The following is a 24543-nucleotide window of genomic DNA, read 5'->3' on the forward strand; positions in this document are numbered from 1 at the left end:
TGTTTATAAAGGGACAAATACCAGGGAAAAATACTTAAGATAACAGCATTAAATCCATTATAAAGGGGTTCTCTAATATGTGGGTACTTATCCTTCTATTTTTTATAATTTATTTTTATTTTGACTTTCGACTTGGACAACGAATTCATAATCTTGTAGCAAAACCACGCAATTATTCCGAAAAAATGATGGATTGGGAATTATTTGGCGATGGTCAAACACTATATGAAAAATTATTTAAAGATATTCATGAAGCAGAACATCATATTCACACACTTTTTTTCATTATTAAAAACGACAATATAAGCAAGGAATTCCTACAATTGTTAAAACAAAAAGCACAACAAGGTGTGACCGTTCGCCTGCTTCTAGACCGAATTGGCGGCATTCGTCTCCCTAAAAAACAAATTCAATTGCTTAAAAAAGCAGGCGTACAGTTTGCCTATGCAAACAAACCTGCTTTCCCTTTTATCTTTTTCTCCTTACAAAAGCGTAATCATCGAAAGGTAACTGTGATCGATGGGAAAATAAGTTATTTTGGCGGGTTCAATATTGGAGAAGAATATTTAGGGCGAAATCCAAGGCTAGGCTTTTGGCGAGACTTCCATATGCGGATTACTGGTGAAGCAACCCATATTTTACAAAAAGAATTTTTCAATGATTGGAAACGGGCGACGAAAGAAGAGCTTACAACAGAGGATCAATATTTTCCTTTAGCCTCTACTGGACAAACACCGTGCACATTCTTGCCGACCGATGGAAATGGCATTCAATCACCATTGCTGAAAATGATTCAACGTGCAAAGAAAGAAATCATCATTGCCTCGCCTTATTTTATTCCCGGCAAGATCATTAATAGTGCACTAATTGAAGCTGCAAAGCGCGGGGTCCATGTCATCATTCTCGTTCCTCTTAAAGCCGATCATCCGCTTGTAAGAGAAGCTGCCTTCCCGTACTTTTACGGCCTATTGAAAGCAGGTTGTCATATTCATCGCTATGATAAAGGCTTTTATCACGGGAAAGTTGTTCTCGTTGACCATGAAATTTGCGACATCGGCACAGCCAATTTTGACAAACGCAGCTTCTTCCTTAATGATGAACTTAACTGCTTTATTAAAGACCCGAGCTTTCTTAAGCGTATCTATGCTGAAGTGATGGAAGACTTGGACAATGCAAGAGAACTTACACTTGATGATTATCGAAGACGCTCTTTCATGCAACGACCAATTGAATTGGTTTCAAGCTTATTGTCAGGGCTGTTATAAGAAATGGGGGAATGAAATCGTGATCGTTCGTTTTGGGTATGTTGCTCATGCCCTCTCCCTTTGGGAAGCATCACCTTCTCGTACATTGACCTTCACAAATTGGAAAAAGTTAAACAAACAGGAACGAGCAGATAAGCTTTATTCGATTGCTAAAACCAATTTAGTAAATACAAAACGTGCTCTGCACTATAATATTTCTCAAGGAATACCGCTGTATCGATTTTCATCAGCGCTTATTCCTCTAGCTACGCATCCAGAAGTGGTGTTTGACTACTTAACAATGCTCCGTGAAGACTTTCAAGAAATTGGTGAACTCGTTCAAAAGCATAATCTGCGTGTAAGCTTTCACCCAAATCAATTTACCCTTTTCACAAGCGAGGATAATAACATTACAAACAATTCTGTAGAAGATATGCTTTACCATTACGAGATGCTGCAAGCAATGGGTGTTGAAGAAAACGCTCTGATTAACATCCATGTCGGAGGCGCTTACGGTGATAAAGAGCAGGCTATTGGTCGTTTTCATAAGAATATAAAAAAGCTCCCACCAGAAGTGAAAGCCGTAATGACGCTTGAAAATGATGACCGGACTTATAACGCCGAAGAAGTACTGAATATCTGTGAAGAAGCAGCAATCCCAATGATCTTTGATTATCACCATGAACAAGCAAACCCATCATCCATTTCATATGAAAAATTGTTACCACGAATCTTTGATACATGGGCAAATCGCGGCCTTCTCCCAAAGGTTCATCTGTCATCACCTGAATCAGAGAAAAACTACCGAAAACATAGTGAGCTAGTAGCTACAGATTTTATTACGCCTTTTATGAAAGTTGCCCGGCAAATAAGCAAAGATTTCGATGTAATGATTGAAGCGAAAGGAAAGGATAAAGCTGCTCTTCAATTAATGGATTGGTTCGAAAAGCAGCGTGGCGTTAAACGAATCAACGGTGCTGTTATTCAATTCCCAACTAAGCGTTAATATGTTTTACTGACTAAGCTCATGAACAATTGTACGCAAGCAATGATTTAAAGCTGGATAACCTTTTGTTGGTAACTGATGAAATCGATCAGCAATCAAATACGGATGACTTTCAGTTAAACGCCCACGATAGATCCCTAAATAATAATGCAGATATTCGTCCTTTTCTCCGTACAATAAATAGAATGGCATCCTTAATTCGGTCAGTCTGTCCGTACAGCTATACCTTAACCCTTCTTCATACAGCTTAATAGCTGCTTCTTTTTTTGATTTTAACGCGTAGTGATACAGTAGACCGAAGTCACCCCGGTGGACGGCATGACCATTTGCTAAGATGCCTGCCAGACTCCGTCTGTAGCCTGTTTTTAATATCCCAATTCCGATTCGAAATTCCTGCTGTAGCCAAAAGGTTCGCACTTCGGAAAAACCTCCGCAAAGGATGACCCCCTTTGTGCGTTCTGGGTATTTCAGGGCAAATTCTTGCGCGATGTAGCCTCCACTTGAATATCCGCATAAGACTACTTCTTCAAGGTTTAACCCTTCTACAATTTCAAATAAGTCCTCTGCCATTTGTTCAATTGACATATTATCAGCTGAACAGCTTGTTCTGCCATGGCCACGCTGGTCATACAAAATTACCCGGCATACACCAGCAAGCATTTTCTGATAATGAAAAACAGCATGCCCCATATACGGAGGGTGAATGAAAATAACCGGTAACCCTAATTTCCCGTGCTGCTCTACATAAAATCCTTTTATTAGCCCCATCTATGCAGCCTCCTTTTGCCTTTAGTTTTGATAATCTTTCCTACAATTACGCAATACAAAAGTTGGCAAAAGAAAGGCGGTAAACCCTCCACTATGCTCTGAACAAAAAAAAGAGGCCGACTATGTTCAGTCAACCTCTTCATAAGCTACATCTTCTCTGGAGCTGTTACACCGATAAGACGTAGAGAATTTTGTAATGTAATTTGAACAGCTTTCATAAGTGCTAGACGTGCTTTTGTCTTTTCACTGTCATCTTCATGGATAACTTTTTCAGCATTATAGAAGCTGTGTAATGCAGATGCTAAGTCATACGTGTAATTTGTCACACGGTGTGGCATACGCTTTTGAGCCGCTTCTGCAACCGCTTCTGGGAACTCACCTAGCTTCTTAAGCAAGTCGAATTCTTTCTCTGTATTCAGGTGAGAGAGGTTTGCGTTATCGTCAATTTCGATGCCCATCTCTTCACCTTGACGAAGCATGCTGCAAATTCGAGCATGTGCATATTGAGCATAATACACAGGGTTTTCGTTCGATTTCGAAACAGCTAAGTCCATATCAAAATCAAGATGAGAATCCGCACTTCTCATGGCAAAGAAGTAACGCATTGCATCAATGCCGACTTCCTCCATTAATTCACGCAATGTAACAGCTTTACCTGTACGTTTACTCATTTTTACTTTTTCACCGTTTTGGAACAAGTTCACCATCTGGATAATTTCAACTTCCAACGTATCTGCACCGTACCCAAGTGCTTGAATGGCAGCTTTCATACGTGGAATATAGCCGTGATGGTCGGCACCCCAAATATTAATCAATTTATTAAATCCACGGCTTAGCTTGTCTTTATGATAAGCAATATCAGGTGTCAAATAGGTATATGTACCATCCTGCTTGATTAATACACGGTTTTTGTCATCATCAAACTTTGTCGTTTCAAACCATGTGGCACCTTCTTCTTCATATACATGACCGTTATCTTTTAACGTTTGAAGTGCTTCTTCAATCTTGCCTGTTTCGTATAAAGAAGTTTCTGAGAACCAATGATCAAATTCAACACGGAATGCACGTAGGTCCACTTTAATCTTTTCTAATTCATAATCTAATCCATGCTGGCGGAAGAAATGATAGCGTTCTTTCTCCTCTTTCTGTAGTAAAGAATCGCCATGCTCCTCAGCAAGCTTCTTACCAATGTCTACGATATCTGCACCATGATACCCGTCTTCTGGCATGTCCGCCTCTTTGCCAAGTGCTTGAAGATAGCGCGCTTCAACTGAAAGTGCAAGGTTATGAATTTGGTTACCTGCATCATTAATGTAATATTCACGTTCAACCTCATACCCAGCTTTATCTAACACGTTACATAGCGCGTCACCAACAGCTGCACCACGAGCATGACCAAGGTGTAAGTCACCTGTTGGGTTTGCTGAAACAAACTCAACTTGTACTTTTTCATTCTGACCTGTATCAGTTTCACCATAAGCTTTACCTGCCTTTAATACAGTCGGTACAAGGTTAGTAAGGTAGCTGTTGTCCATGTAAAAATTAATAAAACCAGGACCAGCAATTTCAATTTTTTCAATCGATGCCTTTGATTTATCAAAGTTCGCAACAATATCGTCAGCAATTAGACGTGGTGCCTTCTTTGCCACTCGTGCAAGCTGCATCGCCATATTTGTCGCATAGTCACCATGTGCTTTGTCCTTCGGTAACTCGAGAATAACCTCAGGTACTTCTTCTGCTGATGCCAGCTCTGCCTTCAAAACAGCTTGCTTAATCTCTTCTTTCAAACGTTCTTTCACTTGTTCAACGATATTCATCCTTAGACCTCCTTAAACGTTAACGTCAGCCTGTGACGCCCCGCTTCTTCCCCTTGCATACTTAAACGGTAAGCAATATCGAGCTTTCCTTTCTTGCTTCTTTCGTCAAATTGATACGAGATACGTTCTGTGTTGGTCTTCATTTGCATTGCTCCATATGGGCTTTGGTAGACGCCAGAGGTTTCTTCACCTTTCTGAAATGTCTGCCGCATCGAGACCGCGCCCGAACGCATAATGTAAAGCTCTTGTTCATTTAATTTCATGATCGTCTTCACTTTCCCGGCACCTTCGATTTCTTCATCAAAAGTAAGAAAGAGCGCGTCATTTTTCATATATTTCATTCCTGATGATTCGATTGCGATCGTTTCACGCTGAGCAGAGTCACGAATTTCAGTCACAAGTTTCACTTCAATAGGCTGTTTTGTGTCAGTCATTCCTTACACGCCCTTATTATAAAAGTTACGATGTTTAACTTTAATATTCTAACATATTTCCGAAATGATTATACAGAAAAAAAGCACCTCCCTATCAAATGATAAGAAGATGCCTTAGAAGATTTTATTTTACCCAGCCAAGCAGCATTTCACGAATGAACTTACTTGCCGCAATTTGTGTTTGTTCACTTGGGTCATATTGTGGTGCAACTTCAACTAGGTCTGAACCGATCACATTTAGATCAGAGTTTGAAATAGCTGTGATTGCTTCTAGAAGTTCTTTTGAAGTAATACCGCCTGCTTCTGCAGTCCCTGTGCCCGGCGCATGAGCAGGGTCAAGCACATCGATATCAATCGTTACATAAACGTTACGACCAGCAAGCTTTGGCAATACTTCTTTTAGCGGCTCTGCCACATCAAACTTCGCCATATACATACCTGATTCTTTTGCATATTGAAACTCTTCACGCATTCCTGAACGAATACCGAATGAATAGACATTTTCAGGACCCAGCAGGCCGCATGCTTTGCGAACTGGTGTTGAGTGAGATAACGGCTCACCCTCGTAATCTTCACGAAGATCTGCATGAGCATCAATATGAATAAGAGCCATGTCTGGATACTTACGGTGCATGGCTTTAATAACCGGCCATGTCACAAGATGCTCCCCGCCAATGCCAAGCGGATACTTTCCTGCTTCTAATACTTTGTCTACAAATTCTTCAATCATATCAATACTGCGCTGCGGATTCCCGAATGGAAGTGGAATATCGCCTGCATCAAAGTATTTTACTTCTTCAAGATGACGGTCAACATATGGGCTATATTCTTCAAGTCCTAGCGACACTTCACGAACACGTGCCGGACCAAAGCGCGAACCAGGACGAAAGCTAACTGTCCAATCCATCGGCATCCCGTAGATAACGGCTTTGCTTTCTTCTAAGCTTGGATGACTCATGATAAAAACGTTGCCAGAGTATGCTTCATCAAAACGCATCATTCTCTCTCCTTTCCCCGATTACTTCGTTAAATCTTGGACAAACTTCGGCAACGCGAACGCTGCTTTGTGCAGGTCTTTTGTATAATATTTTGTTTCGATCTCATGGAAACGCTCTTCACTCACTTCTAACGGGTCATGCTTTTTCGAACCAATTGTGAATGTCCATAGACCGCTTGGATACGTTGGAATATTTGCTGTATACAATCGTGTAATTGGGAAAATCTCTTTTACATCTTTATATACTTGTGAAATTAAGTCTGCTTTAAACCACGGATTATCCGTTTGAGCAACGAAAATGCCATCTTCTTTCAACGCTTTTGCGATTCCATCATAGAACCCTCTTGTAAATAGGTTTGCTGCAGGGCCTACTGGTTCTGTTGAGTCAACCATGATCACATCATACTCATTTTCACTTTTTGCAATATGCATGAAGCCATCGTCAACCTTCACTTCAACACGTGGGTTGTCTAATTCACCTGCAATTTCAGGCAGGTATTTCTTTGAATATTCAATGACTAAACCATCGATTTCTACTAGAACAGCTTTCTTCACACTTGGGTGCTTTAATACTTCACGAATAACACCGCCATCTCCACCGCCAACAACAAGCACGTGCTCTGGGTTTGGATGGGTAAACAACGGAACGTGTGCCACCATTTCATGATAGACAAACTCATCCTTCTGAGTTGTCATCACCATTCCGTCCAGTACAAGCATATTTCCGAATTCTTCTGTTTCAACCATATCTAATTGTTGAAAATCTGTTTTCTCCGTATGTAAAGTACGTTTAATTTTCGCCGTAATTCCGAAAGATTTTGTTTGTTTTTCAGTGAACCATAATTCCATTTCACTTATCAATCCCTTCAATTGGAGTCTCAATATTTTTCATAAAGGCTCTGTTACGCAGCCTTCATAAAAAAAGATTTATTCTAAAGCTTACAAGAATCAGCTAATCGACCTCACCTTTAATTGCACTGTCGACGCAGATGTTACTTAGCATCGAGCGTATAGCTTAAACCTTTTACCACAGAAAAAGTATAAGGCAATTGCAAAAAAAAGCAAGAAAAATTTTCACCTCTTAAAAGAACGTTTAAACCTACTAGTATTTTCCCATACTGATCACAACTTAAGCGTATTTTTTTCAATCAAGAAAGGGGGATTGAATGCGTGGAATTGATGACAGAACGACTGAAACATACGTGGAAGTGGCTTCGCGCCCTGCTTTTTATCGGCTTATTCCTATTAATCTGCTTGACTGTCGTCGTAGGAGGAGCGATTGTTTATGGCTTAATTCAAGGCCCTCCACCTTTGAACGTCTCCCAGACCTCTGTAATCTATGCAGATGACGGCACATTAATAGGGGAAACACACCATGGCCAAGAACGCTATTGGAAGCCGCTTTCTGAGATTTCTCCAAATGTAATTGAAGCAACCCTAGCAGTAGAGGATCGAAAGTTCTTTGACCATTTTGGCTTTGATATAAAACGAATCGGTGGAGCTGTTATTGCCGATATTAAAGCAAAAGCAATGGTGCAAGGGGCTAGTACAATCACTCAGCAATATGCACGAAATCTCTACTTAAGCCATGAAAAGACTTGGAAACGAAAGTTAAATGAAGCACTCTATACAATTCGTCTTGAAACAAATTACTCGAAGGAAGAAATTCTTGAAGGCTATCTTAATACAATTTATTACGGAAACGGTGTATACGGAATTGAGGCAGCTGCAAAGCATTATTTTAATAAAAGTGCTTCCGATTTGACCTTAAGCGAAGCTGGAATGCTAGCCGGCATACCGAAAGGACCAAGTCACTATTCACCTTTTATTAACTTTGAAAATGCAAAGGGCCGGCAGGAAGTTGTCCTTCAAACAATGGTAACAGCAGGATATATCCCACAGGAAGAGGCAGTGGAGGCCCTTGCAGGCACATTGCAATTTAATAAAGAACAGGAAAACGATATTGAACCGCTTGCCCCTTATTTCCAAGATGTCGTCAAAGACATATTAAAAACAAAGTTGAAGCTTGATGAGCAAACAATCGCCCAAAGCGGGTTAAAGGTCTATACAACTCTCGATCCAAACATGCAAAAAGCAGCTGAAGCAAAAGTAGATGCTCTGATAAAAGATGGCTCTGATATTCAAACAGCTCTTGTCGCGATGGATCCACGTACAGGGGAAGTAAAAGCTCTTATTGGCGGCAAAGATTATACCGAAAGCCCATATAACCGTGCAGTACAGGCAGAACGCATGCCGGGATCAACTTTCAAGCCACTTCTTTACTATAGTGCCGTAGAAAACGGCTTCACACCATCAACAACGATGCGTAGTGAACCGATGAGCTTCCGCTATGATGATGGACGTTCAACTTACACCCCGAGTAATTACAATAGTTATTACGCAAATGACTTTATTACATTAGCACAAGCAATTGCTCTATCAGATAACATCTACGCTGTGAAGGCTCATATGTTTATCGGAATGGACAAACTAAAAGAAACAGCTCAAAAAGTCGGGATTAGGAGCAAATTAACGGAAGTACCTTCTCTAGCACTCGGCACATCCTCGGTAAAAGTAATCGACATGGCAACAGCATACAGCCATTTTGCAAATAACGGTAAAGCAGTCGAACCCATATTCGTAAAGAAAGTGGTTGATTACCACGGTAACGTCCTTTATGAACAACCAAAAGCTGAACAGGAGCAAATTCTAAAGAAGAATGCAGCATTTGTAACAACCCAACTCATGACAGGGATGTTCGATCCAAGCTTGAATGATTACACAACGGTCACAGGCCGTGATATACGCCACAAATTAACACGTCCTTATGCTGGTAAGTCTGGTACAACAGAAGCAGACAGCTGGATGGTTGGTTATTCTCCACAGCTTGTGGCAGCAGTGTGGGTCGGCTATGATAAAGGCCGCACCATTAATTCACCAAAAGAACAACAGTATTCGAAAATTCTTTGGGCTGACTTTATGGAAGCTGCACATAAAGGGAAACCTGTTGTTTCATTTAAGAAGCCAAGTGGTGTTGTTGGAAAATATGTGAATCCAGATAATGGTTTGCTGGCCACAGAATCGTGTCCGAAAAAACGGTTGGTCTATTTTCTAGAAGGTACAGAACCAACCCAATACTGCACAGACCACTTACCTGAAGATGCAGAGGAAGCCACGAAAGAAGACAAGCAAGAGAAGAAGCATTGGTGGCAAAAGTTGTTCCAGTAACTGCATGGAACTATATTTACCTTTCCAATAGGAATAAAAAGATGCAAAAAGACCGAGGTCTGGGTGGCCTCGGTCTCTTTGTGTCCTAGTCTAAAGTGTGTAAGTAGACTTTAGAAATAGTTTACTTTCTTTTTCAGAAAAGCTCAAGGCTTTCACATAATGTTCAAAAAAAATTCATACATCTTCCGACAAATTTTTCATGATATCGGAATTTATTTAAGAAGGAAAGGCATTCTTGACTTCGTCACTTGAATTGTTCCAGATTGCTCCATCTTTGAATGTTATTAAGAAGTCACGCAGAATTTCTTTAGACTTCTCATCCATTTTGTCCATAACAACTTTTCCTTTAAGCGCTTTATCCATATTGTTAACATGTTCAGGCAACAGCTTATAGCCACGTCTAGCTTCTGCATCAATTAGCATTTCACACGCGCCAATTCCGCTGTATGCTGGTCCTTGCTCATTTCCACCGACTGTTACCCATACGAGCCAAACCAATTTTCCGTTTGGAACATCTTCTTTCTTGGCTGAGAACTTAATTCGTTTTTCGACTGCACTTCTTGCATGCAGTGCTCCCATGTCTACATATGCTTCTTCATTTTCTACATCAACAATTACAGGTGATACATTTTCTAAGCTTAATGCACCTGTCCCGTAACCTCCATGTCCATCTGTTGGGTCGTTTTTCAAAATATTAAAGCCCATTTTCTTCTTCTCACTCATTTCATATCGCTCCTTTTCTTAACCGCATATGATTGTACCGTTATTCTAACATACGGAAAATATGGAATTCACCTTTAAGCCATGGTCTCAATATTTTTACGATTCTTTGCAGGAGATTAGACATTTTTTGCGAACAATTACAGTTGAGATCTTGCTCAAAGGAGAGATTTACATGCCAATTGTAACAGTGAAAATGCTTGAAGGTCGTTCCGACGAACAGAAGAAGGCATTAGTTGAAAAGGTAACAGAATCTGTAAGCGAAACAACTGGTGCACCGAAAGAAAAAATTAGTATTATTATCGAAGAAATGTCTAAGAATCATTACGGCGTAGCTGGAAAGCGCGTTTGTGATACAGAGTAGTAATGACAAACAGAGGTTGACGCTAAGGTCAACCTCTTTCTTAATGGGAGGAGTTCTGCTGTGTCTCTTTCTGAAGTTCTGCAATATACGTATACGCTTCTTCTATTTCTTCCTCTGAATAATTTTGTTTCCTTTTCAAGGTGAACACTTTCTCTTTCACTTGCTCTTTTGGCAAATTGTCAAAGTAAAGAATTGTAGAAACAAGTTCTAAGAAACGAGAACTTTGTTCATTCACCCGATCAATATACCCGTCCATCGATGGCATCTCTAATTGATATTGCTCTAAGAACTGCTGTCCTTGCTTTGTTAATGAATAGCGATATTGATAATAACCGCCCTTCTTCTCTCTTACTTCATTCAAAAATCCTAAATTCCCTAATTCTTCAATGCGCAGCGTCAATTCTTCTGAATATGGTCCGTAAAAATGGAAGTTATATTTTTCACTGAATGGATAGCTTAATTTCTTTGCGATGTAGATGATTTTTTGCAGCTTTTTCCGTCCGATAATCTCTTCCGCTTCATCCAACACTCTTAATAGTTTTGCGTGATGCTCAAACAAAACCCCTTCAGCTCCTATCATTGCAGAATGTCTAAAATTTTTCTCTTTACCTCACTGTCGTCTGGTAATTCATTAATTTTATCTTGCGGGAAATAAAGTTTATGGTCTGTGCGTGTTTTACCCGAAATCGCTTCAACAATATCAGATTCACGTGATAATTCTCGCAAATCACCATTTGGCATTGATAGATAAATCGGCACACGTTCCCCTTCTTCACCCGGCCGGTAGAAATCATACGGCAGATCAGAGGACGAATCTAAGACTAGATAGTAATCTGTATCAACGCCTGCTTGTTGAAATAGACTCTTCAACTCTTCCCAGCCTGTTAAATCAATCGGATTAAATTCCGCATACTTAAACAACTTTCGATTTACAAAGCGTTGGCATAAATCACTTAAGATCTCATCCTTCTCTTCCTGCCACATCTGGAAGTAATACAAAACAATTGATTCGTCCAGACGCAAGTAATCCTGTAGAGATACATCCCCTTCAAAAAACGCATAGAAATGTAACGGTTCATATAAAAAATGATAGTCTTCATCAAATAATTTTTTCACACGCCTAAAGATCTTCGAAAGAATGACCTCAGCACTCCGGGTCACAGGATGAAAATAAACTTGCCAGTACATTTGATAGCGGCTCATAATGTAGTCTTCTACCGCATGCATGCCTGTCTTCTTAATAACAGCTTGGTCTTCTGTTGGACGCATGACACGTAAGATCCGCTCCATATCAAAGTGACCATAGCTCACACCTGTATAATAGGCGTCACGCTGCAAATAATCCATTCGGTCAGCATCAATCTGGCTTGAAATCATACTGATTACAAGCTTATTCTCGTATGTCTTATTGATCACATCCGCTACTTTCTCAGGAAAGTCATCACTAACCTGTTTCAAAATCTGATGAATCTGCGTGTCTCCTAATATAATCTTTCTTGTCCAATCTTCATGATCAACTGAAAACACTTTTTCAAAAGAATGCGAGAACGGACCATGCCCCACATCATGCAGGAGTGCCGAGGCTAAGCATAACAAACGTTCACTGTTGTCCCACTTCTCATAGTCTTTAAATACATTAATAATACGCCTAACAATTTCATAGACGCCAAGGGAGTGATTAAAGCGACTGTGCTCCGCCCCATGAAACGTTAAATAAGACGTTCCAAGCTGCCGCACCCTTCTCAGACGTTGAAATTCAGGCGTACCAATTAAATCCCAAATAAGTGCATCGCGGACATGTACATAACGATGAACAGGGTCTTTAAATACTTTTTCTTCTTCTAATTTTTTATTTGCATAATCACTCAACGTAAAGGGCCCCTTCCCTTCCGATTAACGATCTTGTTCTATTATACATACTATTTCTACTTCCTTAAAATGAACATTGAACGAAAATAACTAACATTCTATGTACATTGCTTCGCTTACGATCATTCGTTTTCCTCTAGAAAATATCCTTATCCCTAAAAAAACCCGCCTTCTAAGTTCAAAGCGGGATTTCATCCATTTATTTTTTGACTTTCTTCTTTACCTTTTCTATCAATGCATCTTCGTCAGGAGCAGATAGGGGGCGATTATTTACAAATGCAAAAGCTTTCTTGCGCCCTGGTCCGCAGTAAGACTGACAGCCGATATCGATATCTGCGTCAGGGTCTATTTCCTTCAAACGTGGCACTAATGTTTTGATATCCACAGCTTTGCAATCATCACAAACTCTGAATTCATTCTTCGCCAACTCTGTTCACCCTCTCTTCTTTCAAAATTAATCTATATATCCGCGACTCATCATAAGTATTATCATTTTGCAGATAACGTTTATTTTATCACTGGGACTTCTGTCGTTGCAACTGTTCAAAGCGATGCTGAATTTTATAACTTTTTTCTAGCACACTTTCAATCAGCTTGTATAAACTTCTGTAAAACTGGTCAATATAGTAGTACGAACAGCGGATTACAACTATGAAGAAATTATTTATTTGTAAATTTACAAGAAACGCGCTGATTATTAAATAGTGTAAGAGAGAGGGGCATATATGTATGAAAACAAGGCAAGATGCTTGGAGCGAGAAGGATGATAAGTTGCTTGCAGAAACTGTACTTCGTCATATTCGAGAAGGAAGCACACAGCTAAATGCATTCGATGAAGTTGGAGACGTACTGAACCGAACTTCAGCAGCATGTGGTTTCCGTTGGAATGCGATTGTACGTGCAGAATACTCAAAAGAAATTGCTCGTGCGAAGAAAGAGCGGAAGCAACGGATGCGCGCATTAAATTTGAAGACACAGCCGCTTTATTCACCACCTGAAGCGACATTGGACTTTTCAGAAATTGCTAGAAATACAGAACAAGAAGTTTCCCTTGATGATGTCATTGCATTTTTACAAGAATTGAAAGACGGTCAAGACACGAATAACGGTGAATTTGCAGAACAGATTGAACGCCTGCAAGCTGAAAATGACACCTTATCAAAACAAACCGAACAGCTTGAAAAGCAAATTCTGCAAAAAGAAGAAGCTTTTCAGATGATCGAAAAGGATTACGAAGCACTCGTTAAGATTATGGACCGAGCGCGCAAGATGGTGTTATTTGAAGAAAGTGAACCGAAAGCGAACACATTCAAGATGGACCGAAACGGGAATCTTGAGCGTGTAGCAAACAGCAGTATTTAGAAGTACTATTCCTCCCTTTATAGTACTTTTATAATAATTAGGGAGCTCGGTGTGAAGCCGGGCTCTTTTTAGCGTAAACAAGTGGACAGCACGACGCTTATCTTATGCTATAATGGTTGGCGTTCAAGTTATTAAGCGTATAATTGAGGTGCTTTCATAATGAACCATCCGTTACTTAAGCAAGATACATGGCGTATTATTGACCAAACAAGCCTTGGTGAATCCTTTCATGCCATGCAGTCATTTGCAATTGATGACACTCTTTGTCGTATCGTTGGTGAAGGAAAAACTCCTCCAACGGTTCGTTCCTGGGTTCATCACAATACGATTGTATTAGGCATCCAAGACACAAGGCTCCCATATATTAATCAAGCCATTCAATACTTACAAGATGAGGGCTGGAATGTGATTGTCAGAAATTCTGGCGGTCTATCTGTTGTACTGGATGAAGGCGTTCTGAACGTCTCGCTTATCCTTCCAGAAGAACGTATTGATATCGATAGCGGCTATGAAGCGATGTACCATTTAATACAGGACATGCTTCAAGACTATTCAGTTGAAATTGTAGCAAAGGAAATTGTCGGCTCATACTGTCCTGGCAGTTATGACTTAAGTATAGATGGAAAGAAATTTGCAGGAATTTCACAACGTCGGCTTCGAGGTGGGGTTGCTGTTCAAATCTATCTTTGTGCAAGCGGAAGCGGCAGTGCTCGGGCAGAAGTGATTCGTAATTTCTATCAAATTGGATTGCAAAATGAAAAGACAAAGTTCACTTACCCTTCCATCCAGCCTGAAACGATGGCTTCCCTAAGTGAACTGCTAGAAGAAGAGATTACAGTACAATCGCTTATGTTTCTTCTACTAAACAAACTAAACGAGAAAAGCAACCGTCTTATCTCAGAACAACTGTCCGTGGAAGAGTTCCAATTATACGACTACAATTACCAGCGTATCTTGAAGCGAAATGAAAAAATCCTTGATTAAGAAAAAACAGCCTAACAAGACGTGAAAACCTCTTGTTAGGCTGTTTTTTTATAGTGCTTGAGCGGCAGTAATAAGTGCTAGCTTGTACACATCTTCAGAATTACAGCCACGTGAAAGATCGTTTACAGGACGGTTCAATCCTTGAAGAACGGGACCTACGGCTTCAAAGTTTCCGAGACGCTGTGCAATTTTGTAGCCAATATTTCCAGCTTCTAAGCTTGGGAATACAAATACATTTGCATCACCTTGGATCACGCTGTCTGGCGCCTTCTTTGAAGCTACAGAAGGTACAAACGCTGCGTCAAATTGGAATTCCCCATCGATCACAAGATCATCACGTTGTGATTTCACAATGTTGAGTGCTTCTGTTACGCGCTCTGTTTCTTCTGATACAGCTGAACCTTTTGTTGAGAAGCTAAGCATTGCAACACGCGGATTAATATCAAATAATCGAGCCGTATCCGCACTTGCAATTGCAATTTCTGCAAGGTCCTGGCTATCAGGAGAGATATTAATTGCACAATCTGCAAAGACATATTTTTCGTCACCTCGTACCATCACAAATGCTCCTGATGTTTTGCGCATGCCTTCTTTTGTTTTAATAATTTGTAGTGCTGGACGAACTGTATCAGCTGTTGAATGGGCTGCACCACTGACAAGGCCGTCTGCTTGATTCGTATAGACAAGCATTGTGCCAAAGTAATTTTCATCTTTAAGAATTTTGCGTGCATCTTCTTCTGTTGCTTTTCCTTTGCGACGTTCTACGAAAGCTTGAACAAGCTCGTCCATTTTTCCGAATGTTTCTGGGTCGTAAATTGTTGCGCCATCAAGCTCTACATGAAGAGAAGCCGCTTTATTATGAATAGCTTCTTCATTTCCGATTAAGATTGGCGTCACAAGACCCTCCTTCGCTAGTCGGCCAGCAGCTGTAAGGACACGCTCATCCATGCCCTCTGGAAATACAACCGTCTTCCCTTGTCCTGCTAGCTTTTCTTTCATACCTGTAAATAAATCGCTCATTTTTATACCTCCAATTAAAAGGTGTTTTCTATGTTTCTTAAAACGATGATTTTCTTTCCTACATGTGCTTCTTCTAACTAGGATACTGCTTTTTAGAACGTTTTAAAACCTTGCACAAAAAAAGAAATCGCTTCCAAGAAAAAGTTCTTCTATTTTAAAAATAGGGAATTTTGCGTGAGGTCTCTGAACTTCTGCTTACAATATTCGGCTTTTCCCCTACTAATATGTTATATTTATTATGTGATTGATACATATTACTATTGTGAATATTAGAAGGAGTGACATGATAATGAGCGAACCGGCAAAAACATTAGACGGTTGGTATTGTTTGCATGATTTCCGTACGATGGACTGGGTTGCATGGAAGCAGCTTACAAGTGATGAACGTGAAGCAGCGATTCATGAATTTCGTGCTTTCTTAGACAAGCTTAATGAAACGCAAGATAAGGAAGAAGGAAGCCATGCTTTATATAATATTCTTGGACAAAAAGCAGATTTTGTTCTAATGACACTTCGTCCAACTATGGATGAATTAAGTGAAATCGAGAATGCTTTCAATAAAACAAAGCTTGCTGAATATACAATTCCTGCTTACTCTTATGTGTCAGTAGTAGAATTAAGCAATTATCTTCCTGCAGATAAAGACCCGAATGAAGATCCACAAATTCAAGCACGCTTAAAACCAATTCTTCCAAAATGGCAGTATTATTGCTTCTATCCAATGGATAAGCGTCGCCAAGGAAACGACAATTGGTACATGCTTTCAATGGAAGAACGCATGAATATGATGCGCAGCCACGGTATGATTGGCCGTCAATATGCAGGTAAAGTAAAACAAATTATCACAGGTTCTGTTGGCTTTGATGATTGGGAATGGGGCGTAACATTATTTGCTCATGACGTTCTGCAATTCAAAAAGCTAATCTACGAAATGCGCTTCGATGAAGTAAGTGCTCGTTTCGGTGAATTCGGTTCTTTCTATGTCGGTACATTGCTTACAGAAGAAGGTCTTCCGAAGTTCCTACAAATATAAGAACAAGGCTCCTTATGGTCATTCATAAGGGGCTTTTTCTTTGCTTAAAAAACCTTATTGTCATAAACTCCTCATTCCCCTCATAACTTTAACTACTGAAGCATGCCCGCTTATTGTTCTTTGATTATCTTTGCTGTGACTGTGCTTCTTGTCAGCAGTAATACGAGGTGAAGGCATGGGTGTTATTCAATACAATGAGGCAGATGTAAACTTATTAGCCCGTTTAATGAGGGCAGAGGCTGAAGGTGAAGGAAAGCTTGGTATGTTAATGGTAGGAAATGTTGGTGTAAACCGTGTCCGAGCGAACTGTCTTGATTTCACAGATATCACCAACATTACTAGAATGGTATACCAATCCCCAGGAGGCTTTGAAGCAACACAGAAGGGATACTTTTACCAACGAGCACGAGAATCTGAAAGGCGTTTAGCTCGAAAAACCATTAAAGGGGGACGCTATCACCCTGCAAGCTATGCATTATGGTTCTTTAAACCAGAGGGGAGCTGTCCTGCACAGTGGTTTGACCAATGGAATTCTGGGCGCTTTAAGTCTCATTGCTTTTATACACCGCTTCAATCAAATTGTCCGAGTGTTTATTCAACGTTCTAACTTACTTAACACTAAAAATTTGAGGAGGTAAACTATGAAACAATCTTATTCAAATCCCTATCAAATGATGTATGGGGGTTATCAGCAGCCTTCTTCTTACGGAATGAGCCAAATGCAATCTCCATACACAACAGGAGGAGCAATACCATCTTTTCCACCTGGTATGAGTGGACCACCTAAATCCCAGTTCTCAAATATTCCAGGTATGCTCCCACTTGAAGAATCTTATATTGAAAATATTCTACGTTTAAATAAAGGGAAGCGGGCAACAGTCTATATGACGTTTGAAAACAATGTAGATTGGAATGCTAAGATTTTTCGAGGAATTATTGAAGCTGCAGGCCGGGATCATATTATCCTTAGCGATCCTCAGACTGGAAAGCGCTATTTGCTCTTAATGGTTTACCTTGATTATATTGTTTTCGATGAGGAACTCGAATATGAATACCCTTTTAATGGAATGCAAATGGGATAAAAAAAAGAAGCTAACTCAAGTTGTGTTGAGTTAGCTTCCTTTCGTTCAACTTAAAGACCTTTATAAGCGGCAAGTGCAAGTAACGTCCATCCTACTAGGAAGGAAACGCCTCCAAGTGGTGTAATCATACCTAACTTTGTAATGCCAGTGGTGCTTAATACATATAGGCTGCCAGAGAACAGAATAATTCCAATAAACATCATCCAGCCAGCCCATGACACCATTGAAGAATCAGGCAATTTTGCGGCAATCAATGCCGTAATAAAAATCCCTGTGGCGTGAAACATTTGATAAGTGACACCTTTTTCCCAAATGTTCATCATTCGCTCTGATAATTTACCTTCTAATCCATGCGCCCCGAAAGCACCTAAAGCAACAGATAAAAATGCGTTAATACTTCCTAAAATAATAAATGTTTTTAACATAGCTCTTCACCTTTTTTGATTATTTCTTCTTTACATCATAAACAACTTGTTCCGATAATGCTAATCGTTCGCCCTTCGTTCACGAGATCGTTAAAAATCAAATAATGAATCTCCATTTGCATCATCTTCCTCAAGCTTTGTCCCCTCTATCGTTTTGGAGGTTTGGCTGGCAGGCTGAGGTGGTTTTGGCCGAGAGCCATGCTCCATCAAATGAAGATGGTCTTGGAAGTCCATCGAAGGTTTTGAAGATGAAACAGGCTTTCCTTCTGCTTCTTCCTCTAATACAAGCTCACACAGTGAGTGTAGAGCACGAATATATTCCCGTACCTCCTGTTCATTTGAACCTGCAGCACGTTCTGCGGCTTCGACTTGATTCTTCATTTGCTTTAATAATCCCTTGACTGATATATTCATCTTCTTCATCCTCTCAAATTCATTCAATTCCATATTATATGGAAAAAATGGTACACTACTAACGGGCATAAGCTCAAGTTCTCAAAGGTTGTGATTTGTTTGTTGAAAGCTTATATTCTTTTACTATTAGCCATTACATTTTTCTCAGGTAATTTTATTGTAGGTAAATCGGTTGCGGATACGATCCCCCCATTTACTCTTGCCTTGTGCCGGGCATCTCTTGCCTTGTTCTTCGTCTCATTATTTGGATTCCGCCAATGGAAACGTCACCTTCTCCTTTGGAAAAAAGAGTGGAAGCCGCTTGCTGGGATGGCGTTGACAGGAATCGTAGGCTTTACAGCACTTGTGTATTTATCATTACATTATACAACAACGATTAATGCTTCAATTGTGGAAGCATCCACACCAATTGTTGTTGCTCTCTTCAGTATAATATTCTTAAAGGAAAAACTGCAAAGACACCAGTATGTAGGAATCATTCTTTCTTTTATCGGGGTGCTTTGGGTTGTGACAGAGGGTTCTATTCAACGATTACTCTCGCTCTCCTTAAATACCGGGGATTTCATTATGGTTCTTGCTGTATTCAGCTGGGCGATTTACTCGCTCTTAGTAAAAGAACATAGCTGGAAATTCCCTTTGTATGGAAGTTTACTTAGTATGCTATTTATTGCTGTCCTTGTCCTTTTTCCACTAGCATTAACCGAAGCACAGCAATGGTCCTCTATTAACTGGTCTACTCCTGTGTTACTGCAGCTATTATACTTAGGTATCTTCCCATCTGTATTAGCTTTAACATCTTGGAACAAAGCAGTGGAAATTATCGGTCCTTCAAAAGCATCGACGTTCTTGAACTTGATTCCTGTTTTCACTTCCATCGGCGCTGTCCTTCTATTAAATGAAACCTTCTTGTTTGTGCAATTATATGGAGGGTTATTAGTGATTATTGGAGTGTTCATTACAACTAGAAGATAACGAAAAAAGGGGATTGAATCAATAAGTGATTCAATCCCTTTTTTCTTTATTCGCCTGTAGCTTCTTCAATTTCTTTTTGGAACTTATCTAAGATTTCACCATTTACAGTAGAAACCTCATTTTTGTAATAATCACGGATAGGTAATGCTTTTTCTTTAAATGCTTGACGTTCTTCTTCTGTTAACTCCACAACCTCAGTTGGGTTTTCAGTATCTTCTTTAATCTTACCAAGTGCAGCTTCGTTCATTTCAACTTGCTTATCAAATACCCAATCCTGCATCTCAGTAACTGTTTCATCAACCATTCCTTTCACATCATCTGGAAGGTTGTTATAGAATTCTGGGTTAACTGTAGTCATCGCAACATATACGTTGTGACGAGAAAGTGTTAAGTGGCTTTGTACTTCATGGAAAGAAGCATCTTCAATAAAGAACAATGGGTTTTCTTGCCCATCTACTACGCCACGGTCAAGAGATGTATAAAGCTCAGACCAGCTCATTGCTGTTGGGTCCGCACCATAAGCTTTGTAAGACTGTAGGATTAGCGGAGATTGTTGTGTACGCATTTTGAAGTTTTCAAAATCCGCAGGTGTTTTTAATGCTTTGTTACCAGTCCACTGCATAGCACCTTCAGACCAGAATGAAAGTGGCTTAATGTTATTTTCTTCATATTTCGCAGCTAAATCTTTATTTAATGCTTCACTATCTTTTAAAATATTGTGTACTTTCTCTTGGTCATCTGGTAGTAAGAAATGAAGGGCAAAAATTTGGCCTTCTTTTACCATTGTACCTGTGAAACCTGGTGATACGATTGCAAACTCAACTGCACCATTTTGAAGCTGCTCAACTTGGTTTACTTCACTTCCCAATCCACCAAATTCATAGACATCCATTTCAATTCTGCCATCTGATTTCTCTTTTAGGCGCTTTGCAAATTCTTCAGCATATTCATATTGTAATTGACCATCTAACTCCTCAGTAATGAAGCGCCATTTATAAGACTTTTCACCATCTTCTCCACCAGCTTCTTCTGAGTCGCCGCCTCCTCCACATGCAGAAAGCACTAAACTAAGGACAAGCGTTAATACAAGCGCCAACATTGATTTCTTTTTAAAAATTGTAAAAACCCCCTTATGGTTTTTAATTATTTAACTCACGCACCTTAAATAAAGATGCGGTAAGCAAGCGATATTTGTTCAAACAAAATTAACAATACTGCAATTGCGACAAGCATAATAATATATGGAGGAGTCCCCCGTATTACATCCAAATAGGACTTATTAAAGACGGCGCTGGCGGTGAATATATCAACCCCAAATGGCGGTGTTGCTGAACCAAGCGCAGCCTGGAAGGTAATTACGATTCCTAAGTGAACAGGATCGATCCCCGCTTCCATTGCAGCCCGATAAAAAATCGGTGTAAGTACCAAAATTACAACAATCGGGTCAACAAACATACATCCAATAAAGAAGAAAATTGTAACGATTACGAGAACATATAATGCAGATGGGTCTGTTCCAAGAACCGTTTCAGTCACCATCTGTGGTAACCGAGCGTATGAAATCATCCAAGTAAATGCCTGTCCACCTGCTACAAGAACGAATACAGCGGATGTAACTAACCCAGTAGATAAGGCGATTTTTGGGATTTGGGTAATCTTTATTGAACGGAAAATAACTAATTCTAAAATAAGGGCATACAAGACGGAAATACCTGCTGCCTCAGTCGGACTGAAAACACCTGCATAGATACCGCCGATAATAATAATCGGGAACCCTAATGGAAGAAGTGCCTTTCTCGTTACAACAAAGCGTTCCTTCCAACTTACCTTTTCAGCCAACGGAATATTTTTTATTTTTGCGTAAATAAAACTATAAAGTGCAAAGCTTCCAAAAACGATTAAGCCAGGTAATACACCTGCTAGGAACAGATCACCAATAGAGGTTCCTGTTACTAAACCATAAATGATCATCCCAATACTTGGTGGTACAAGTAAGGCAACATCACTGGAGTTAATAATAAGTGCAATTGCACTGGAATCTTTATAGCCTACTTTTAGGAGTCGTTCCCGCATTGGCTTACCAATCGCTACTACTGTCGCCTGCGTTGAGCCAGAAATAGAGCCGAATAACGTACATGCCGCAGCAGTTGTAATAGCGTAACCTCCACGTAAATGACCGACAAAAGCACCGACAAAGTCTAATAAGCGATTCGATGTTTTACCTGTAGACATAATATCTGCCGCAAAGATAAACAACGGAACAGCTAATAAGACATATGCCGAAATCCCTTCCATCATCTGTTGAATCATAAGCATCGGATCCAACAATGGGAAGAATACAATCACGACCACGAGTGGAGCTGCAATAAGCGGGATCATCATCGGAAATCCTAATAGAAGTAGGACAACCATTATCGTGAGTAATGTAGCAACCATATTTTAATCCTTTCCTCGCTTATTTTTATAGTAGATTTAATCTTAATCTTTGGATATTTTTATGAATAGTCTTTTTTCTCGGATGCGAGATACACTTCTTTATTTTTGATATTTACCCACATGTTTCTTAGGAACTGTACACCACCTAGAAACAAGCCTACTGGGACGAAGAGCATCATGACCCATACTGGCAGTTGTAATGCTGGTGTTACACGGCCAGATGCATGCACTGACATGAGATATATGTATGAGTAGTAAGTCAGCGCAAAAAGAACAATTGATGTTACAAAGGGGATAAAAATAGATAAGGCTTTTTTTATAGGGTATGGAGCTAAGTCAAAAAAAGCTGACATATTAATGTGCCGCCCTTTTCTTGCGGCATAACCGATTCCCATAAATGTGGCTAAGATAACGGAAAATCGGCTAATTTCTTCGGCGAAAGACCAGCTGGAGCCGAATACTGAACGATTGATTACGTTCCCTATAACCATAAGCGCGATTACGATAATCGCATAGCTGAGTATAATTTCCTCGACTTTCATTAAGAAATTATCCAATTTCTCTATTACCTTCAACGAAATATTTCCTCCTCAGAACAACCTAATTTTTGTGTCCCTGAATTGGGAGAATGATGAAAAGTTGTTACACCTTATGATCTTACAGTTCTTTGGAATTAGTCACAAATCTCTTGGAATGTGAAATTTTCTGATATATCATGATTATTCAAGCTGAGCGGAAATTGAGTGTAGTATCTGCAAATATGCTCTCCACAACTCCCAAATCATTTGTTATACTCTATTTTTCCCCTCATTCGTCATAATATTTCATTTTTCTTTTGTTTTTGCACATAAAAAATGTAATACGATAGTTATATTCCCTAAAATACGCTTATACAAACGATATAATCAAAATTTTCAGTCAATTATTCCTATAAAGAAACCCCGTCTGAAAATAATTACGGGGGTACTTTCTTGAACGTTACGCTTTCTCCCAGTGAGCTTCAATTTCTACATCTGCAGCCTTTAAAATTCCGTACACAGGACAACGCTTATCTGTAAGGCGCTTCAATTCTTGAATTCGCTCGTCTGATTCATTCGTCTTTACTTTTGCATGAATGGTGATTTTTTGAAAATAAGTCCGCACATTCGGGTCTCCCATTAAACCACGGGGATCGAATTCTCCACTAATCTGAAACTCGATACCTTGCAAATCAAACGCAAGCTCTTTTGACACAATGTTTGCGACAATGTTCTCGCAGCCTGCCAATGAAACAAGCATATTTCCAAGCGGGTTTGTTCCTTGATCTTGGCCACCCATCTTTGCTGGTTCATCTAGGATAAGCTCATGACCGTTAGAAACCGCCTTTGTTTGCATTCCATGACATGGCTGTAATTGTTTCAACTTTTCTTGCCATTGGTCTCCCCCCCCTTATCGTATTTTTTATTACCTTAATCCTAGCATATTTATAGTGTTAATCCCAATAGCATCATCTGGATATCACTATGGTCATTGGCATTTTAAAGAATGATTGCGAAATACTCTCGAAGTAACCCTTTTACTTCTGCTTCTTGAATTGATTTTTTTGTCTTAGCTTCTCGGACTGTTATCGTTAATGAGTCATCTGATAAGGTAATTCTACCGGCATTTGTTGCAATTGTCACAATACGATTTCGAGTAAAATGAGAGTCAGGAGATGTCTGATTATAGTGACACATTTCTTCAAATTCATATAATGCTTTTCCCTCTGTAGTAAAACGAAATTGTGTTCTCCAACCGTTACGATCCTTTTTCTGAAGTTCAAAGCTTTCTTCTTCTAATTTAACTACTCGGTAAGTTCCACTCACATCTGTATATTCTTCACCCGTTAGCGGAAGAGGCTGCCGAAATGAATCTCCAAACCCTACATCTATTAAATAAGGTTGGTCAAGATATACAATAATACTTGCATGACTACCGACAGGCGACCATTTATCGTCATCAATTTGAACAGTTGCGGATACTAAGGATGCTTCATAGCCAAGCTGAACAATGAGCCAATGAAACAAACCATTTAACTCATAACAGAAGCCGCCTCTTTTTCGTTTAATGACTTTTTCATAGATTTTTTCAACATTCGGAATGATAGGAACGCCATTTAATACATCAAGATTTTCAAACGGAATCGAATACATGTGAGATTTTTGTAAAGCATGCAAATTTTTATAATTTGCTTCACTTATACTACCCATCCCAATTCTTTGTAAGTAATCAATTACACGCATCTGCAGCCCTCCCTGCCTTTTCTCTTATCTTATCAGTATTAAAAGGTTCGTTCATTGATTGTGCACATAAAAAAGCTAAGTACCCATCCAAATGGATTGAGTACTTA

At 39.6% G+C, this 24543-nt stretch carries 27 protein-coding genes; 10 read left to right on the plus strand and 17 right to left on the minus strand.

Annotation, left to right across the window (positions count from 1 at the left end):
* Window positions 1-77 precede the first annotated feature (77 nt).
* Window positions 78-1265, plus strand: coding sequence for a cardiolipin synthase (gene cls / locus LC040_16010; GenBank protein WLR50751.1), 1188 nt, complete (start codon window positions 78-80; stop codon window positions 1263-1265).
* A 19-nt stretch (window positions 1266-1284) separates the two neighbouring features.
* A complete protein-coding gene (uvsE, locus tag LC040_16015; protein WLR50752.1) occupies window positions 1285-2250 on the plus strand; it encodes a UV DNA damage repair endonuclease UvsE in 966 nt (321 codons plus the stop codon).
* Between the two features lie 6 nt (window positions 2251-2256).
* Here the strand turns inward: uvsE and LC040_16020 are convergent, their stop codons facing one another.
* The 5 genes from LC040_16020 to speE all read right to left on the minus strand — a co-directional run bounded on the left by LC040_16020 (window position 2257) and on the right by speE (window position 7115).
* Window positions 2257-3018 (minus strand): alpha/beta hydrolase, encoded by a 762-nt coding sequence (locus LC040_16020; protein ID WLR50753.1) that lies wholly within the window; start codon window positions 3016-3018, stop codon window positions 2257-2259.
* Between the two features lie 146 nt (window positions 3019-3164).
* Window positions 3165-4835: an arginine--tRNA ligase gene (gene argS, locus LC040_16025; GenBank protein ID WLR50754.1), complete on the minus strand. Its 1671-nt coding sequence runs from the start codon at window positions 4833-4835 to the stop codon at window positions 3165-3167.
* 2 nt (window positions 4836-4837) lie between these two features.
* Window positions 4838-5269: a DUF1934 domain-containing protein gene (locus tag LC040_16030; GenBank protein ID WLR50755.1), complete on the minus strand. Its 432-nt coding sequence runs from the start codon at window positions 5267-5269 to the stop codon at window positions 4838-4840.
* A gap of 124 nt (window positions 5270-5393) precedes the next feature.
* Window positions 5394-6266, minus strand: coding sequence for an agmatinase (gene speB, locus LC040_16035; GenBank protein ID WLR53315.1), 873 nt, complete (start codon window positions 6264-6266; stop codon window positions 5394-5396).
* 21 nt (window positions 6267-6287) lie between these two features.
* The gene (gene speE / locus LC040_16040) at window positions 6288-7115 is read right to left on the minus strand and encodes a polyamine aminopropyltransferase (GenBank protein WLR50756.1); all 828 of its coding nucleotides are present in this window, start codon (window positions 7113-7115) and stop codon (window positions 6288-6290) included.
* 330 nt (window positions 7116-7445) lie between these two features.
* Between speE and LC040_16045 the strand changes: the two genes are divergently transcribed.
* Window positions 7446-9494 carry a PBP1A family penicillin-binding protein gene (locus LC040_16045; protein WLR53316.1) on the plus strand — a complete coding sequence of 683 codons (2049 nt, stop codon included), beginning with the start codon at window positions 7446-7448 and terminating at the stop codon, window positions 9492-9494.
* 216 nt (window positions 9495-9710) lie between these two features.
* Here the strand turns inward: LC040_16045 and LC040_16050 are convergent, their stop codons facing one another.
* Window positions 9711-10217: a YwhD family protein gene (locus tag LC040_16050; GenBank protein ID WLR50757.1), complete on the minus strand. Its 507-nt coding sequence runs from the start codon at window positions 10215-10217 to the stop codon at window positions 9711-9713.
* Window positions 10218-10389: 172 nt separating this feature from the next.
* Between LC040_16050 and LC040_16055 the strand changes: the two genes are divergently transcribed.
* Complete coding sequence (locus tag LC040_16055) at window positions 10390-10578, plus strand: 2-hydroxymuconate tautomerase (protein WLR50758.1); 189 nt, start codon at window positions 10390-10392, stop codon at window positions 10576-10578.
* A 40-nt stretch (window positions 10579-10618) separates the two neighbouring features.
* On the opposite strand, the gene LC040_16060 is transcribed toward LC040_16055, so the two are convergent.
* From LC040_16060 to LC040_16070, 3 genes are all read right to left on the minus strand, one after another.
* A complete protein-coding gene (locus LC040_16060; protein ID WLR50759.1) occupies window positions 10619-11137 on the minus strand; it encodes a YwgA family protein in 519 nt (172 codons plus the stop codon).
* 17 nt (window positions 11138-11154) lie between these two features.
* A complete protein-coding gene (locus tag LC040_16065; GenBank protein WLR50760.1) occupies window positions 11155-12447 on the minus strand; it encodes an HD domain-containing protein in 1293 nt (430 codons plus the stop codon).
* Window positions 12448-12646: 199 nt separating this feature from the next.
* Complete coding sequence (locus tag LC040_16070) at window positions 12647-12874, minus strand: DUF1450 domain-containing protein (protein ID WLR50761.1); 228 nt, start codon at window positions 12872-12874, stop codon at window positions 12647-12649.
* 302 nt (window positions 12875-13176) lie between these two features.
* Here LC040_16070 and LC040_16075 point away from each other — a divergent pair, with 302 nt between their 5' ends.
* Complete coding sequence (locus LC040_16075) at window positions 13177-13809, plus strand: RsfA family transcriptional regulator (protein WLR50762.1); 633 nt, start codon at window positions 13177-13179, stop codon at window positions 13807-13809.
* A gap of 159 nt (window positions 13810-13968) precedes the next feature.
* A complete protein-coding gene (locus LC040_16080; GenBank protein ID WLR50763.1) occupies window positions 13969-14793 on the plus strand; it encodes a biotin/lipoate A/B protein ligase family protein in 825 nt (274 codons plus the stop codon).
* A 48-nt stretch (window positions 14794-14841) separates the two neighbouring features.
* Here the strand turns inward: LC040_16080 and pta are convergent, their stop codons facing one another.
* Window positions 14842-15813 carry a phosphate acetyltransferase gene (pta, locus tag LC040_16085; GenBank protein WLR50764.1) on the minus strand — a complete coding sequence of 324 codons (972 nt, stop codon included), beginning with the start codon at window positions 15811-15813 and terminating at the stop codon, window positions 14842-14844.
* Window positions 15814-16102: 289 nt separating this feature from the next.
* On the opposite strand from pta, the gene LC040_16090 reads away from it, so the two are divergent.
* The 3 genes from LC040_16090 to gerQ all read left to right on the plus strand — a co-directional run bounded on the left by LC040_16090 (window position 16103) and on the right by gerQ (window position 17928).
* Window positions 16103-16846 (plus strand): heme-dependent peroxidase, encoded by a 744-nt coding sequence (locus LC040_16090; protein WLR50765.1) that lies wholly within the window; start codon window positions 16103-16105, stop codon window positions 16844-16846.
* Between the two features lie 175 nt (window positions 16847-17021).
* Window positions 17022-17453, plus strand: a complete 432-nt coding sequence (locus LC040_16095; protein ID WLR50766.1) for a cell wall hydrolase — start codon at window positions 17022-17024, stop codon at window positions 17451-17453.
* A gap of 34 nt (window positions 17454-17487) precedes the next feature.
* A complete protein-coding gene (gene gerQ / locus LC040_16100; protein WLR50767.1) occupies window positions 17488-17928 on the plus strand; it encodes a spore coat protein GerQ in 441 nt (146 codons plus the stop codon).
* A gap of 50 nt (window positions 17929-17978) precedes the next feature.
* On the opposite strand, the gene LC040_16105 is transcribed toward gerQ, so the two are convergent.
* Window positions 17979-18353, minus strand: coding sequence for a DUF423 domain-containing protein (locus LC040_16105; protein WLR50768.1), 375 nt, complete (start codon window positions 18351-18353; stop codon window positions 17979-17981).
* Window positions 18354-18443: 90 nt separating this feature from the next.
* A complete protein-coding gene (locus LC040_16110; GenBank protein ID WLR50769.1) occupies window positions 18444-18767 on the minus strand; it encodes a YwdI family protein in 324 nt (107 codons plus the stop codon).
* Window positions 18768-18866: 99 nt separating this feature from the next.
* Between LC040_16110 and LC040_16115 the strand changes: the two genes are divergently transcribed.
* On the plus strand, window positions 18867-19739 hold the full coding sequence (locus LC040_16115) for a DMT family transporter (protein ID WLR50770.1): 873 nt from the start codon (window positions 18867-18869) through the stop codon (window positions 19737-19739).
* A gap of 46 nt (window positions 19740-19785) precedes the next feature.
* On the opposite strand, the gene LC040_16120 is transcribed toward LC040_16115, so the two are convergent.
* The 5 genes from LC040_16120 to LC040_16140 all read right to left on the minus strand — a co-directional run bounded on the left by LC040_16120 (window position 19786) and on the right by LC040_16140 (window position 24436).
* Window positions 19786-20838: a DctP family TRAP transporter solute-binding subunit gene (locus LC040_16120; protein ID WLR50771.1), complete on the minus strand. Its 1053-nt coding sequence runs from the start codon at window positions 20836-20838 to the stop codon at window positions 19786-19788.
* Between the two features lie 62 nt (window positions 20839-20900).
* Window positions 20901-22175, minus strand: a complete 1275-nt coding sequence (locus tag LC040_16125) for a TRAP transporter large permease (GenBank protein WLR50772.1) — start codon at window positions 22173-22175, stop codon at window positions 20901-20903.
* 59 nt (window positions 22176-22234) lie between these two features.
* Window positions 22235-22750 (minus strand): TRAP transporter small permease, encoded by a 516-nt coding sequence (locus LC040_16130; protein WLR50773.1) that lies wholly within the window; start codon window positions 22748-22750, stop codon window positions 22235-22237.
* Window positions 22751-23153: 403 nt separating this feature from the next.
* Entirely contained in the window at window positions 23154-23549 is a 396-nt protein-coding gene (locus LC040_16135) for an OsmC family protein (GenBank protein WLR53317.1), read from the minus strand.
* 143 nt (window positions 23550-23692) lie between these two features.
* Window positions 23693-24436, minus strand: coding sequence for an arylamine N-acetyltransferase (locus LC040_16140; GenBank protein WLR50774.1), 744 nt, complete (start codon window positions 24434-24436; stop codon window positions 23693-23695).
* Window positions 24437-24543 lie beyond the last annotated feature (107 nt).

This window comes from Bacillus tianshenii, assembly GCA_020524525.2.
Lineage (GTDB): Bacteria > Bacillota > Bacilli > Bacillales > Bacillaceae_N > Bacillus_AV.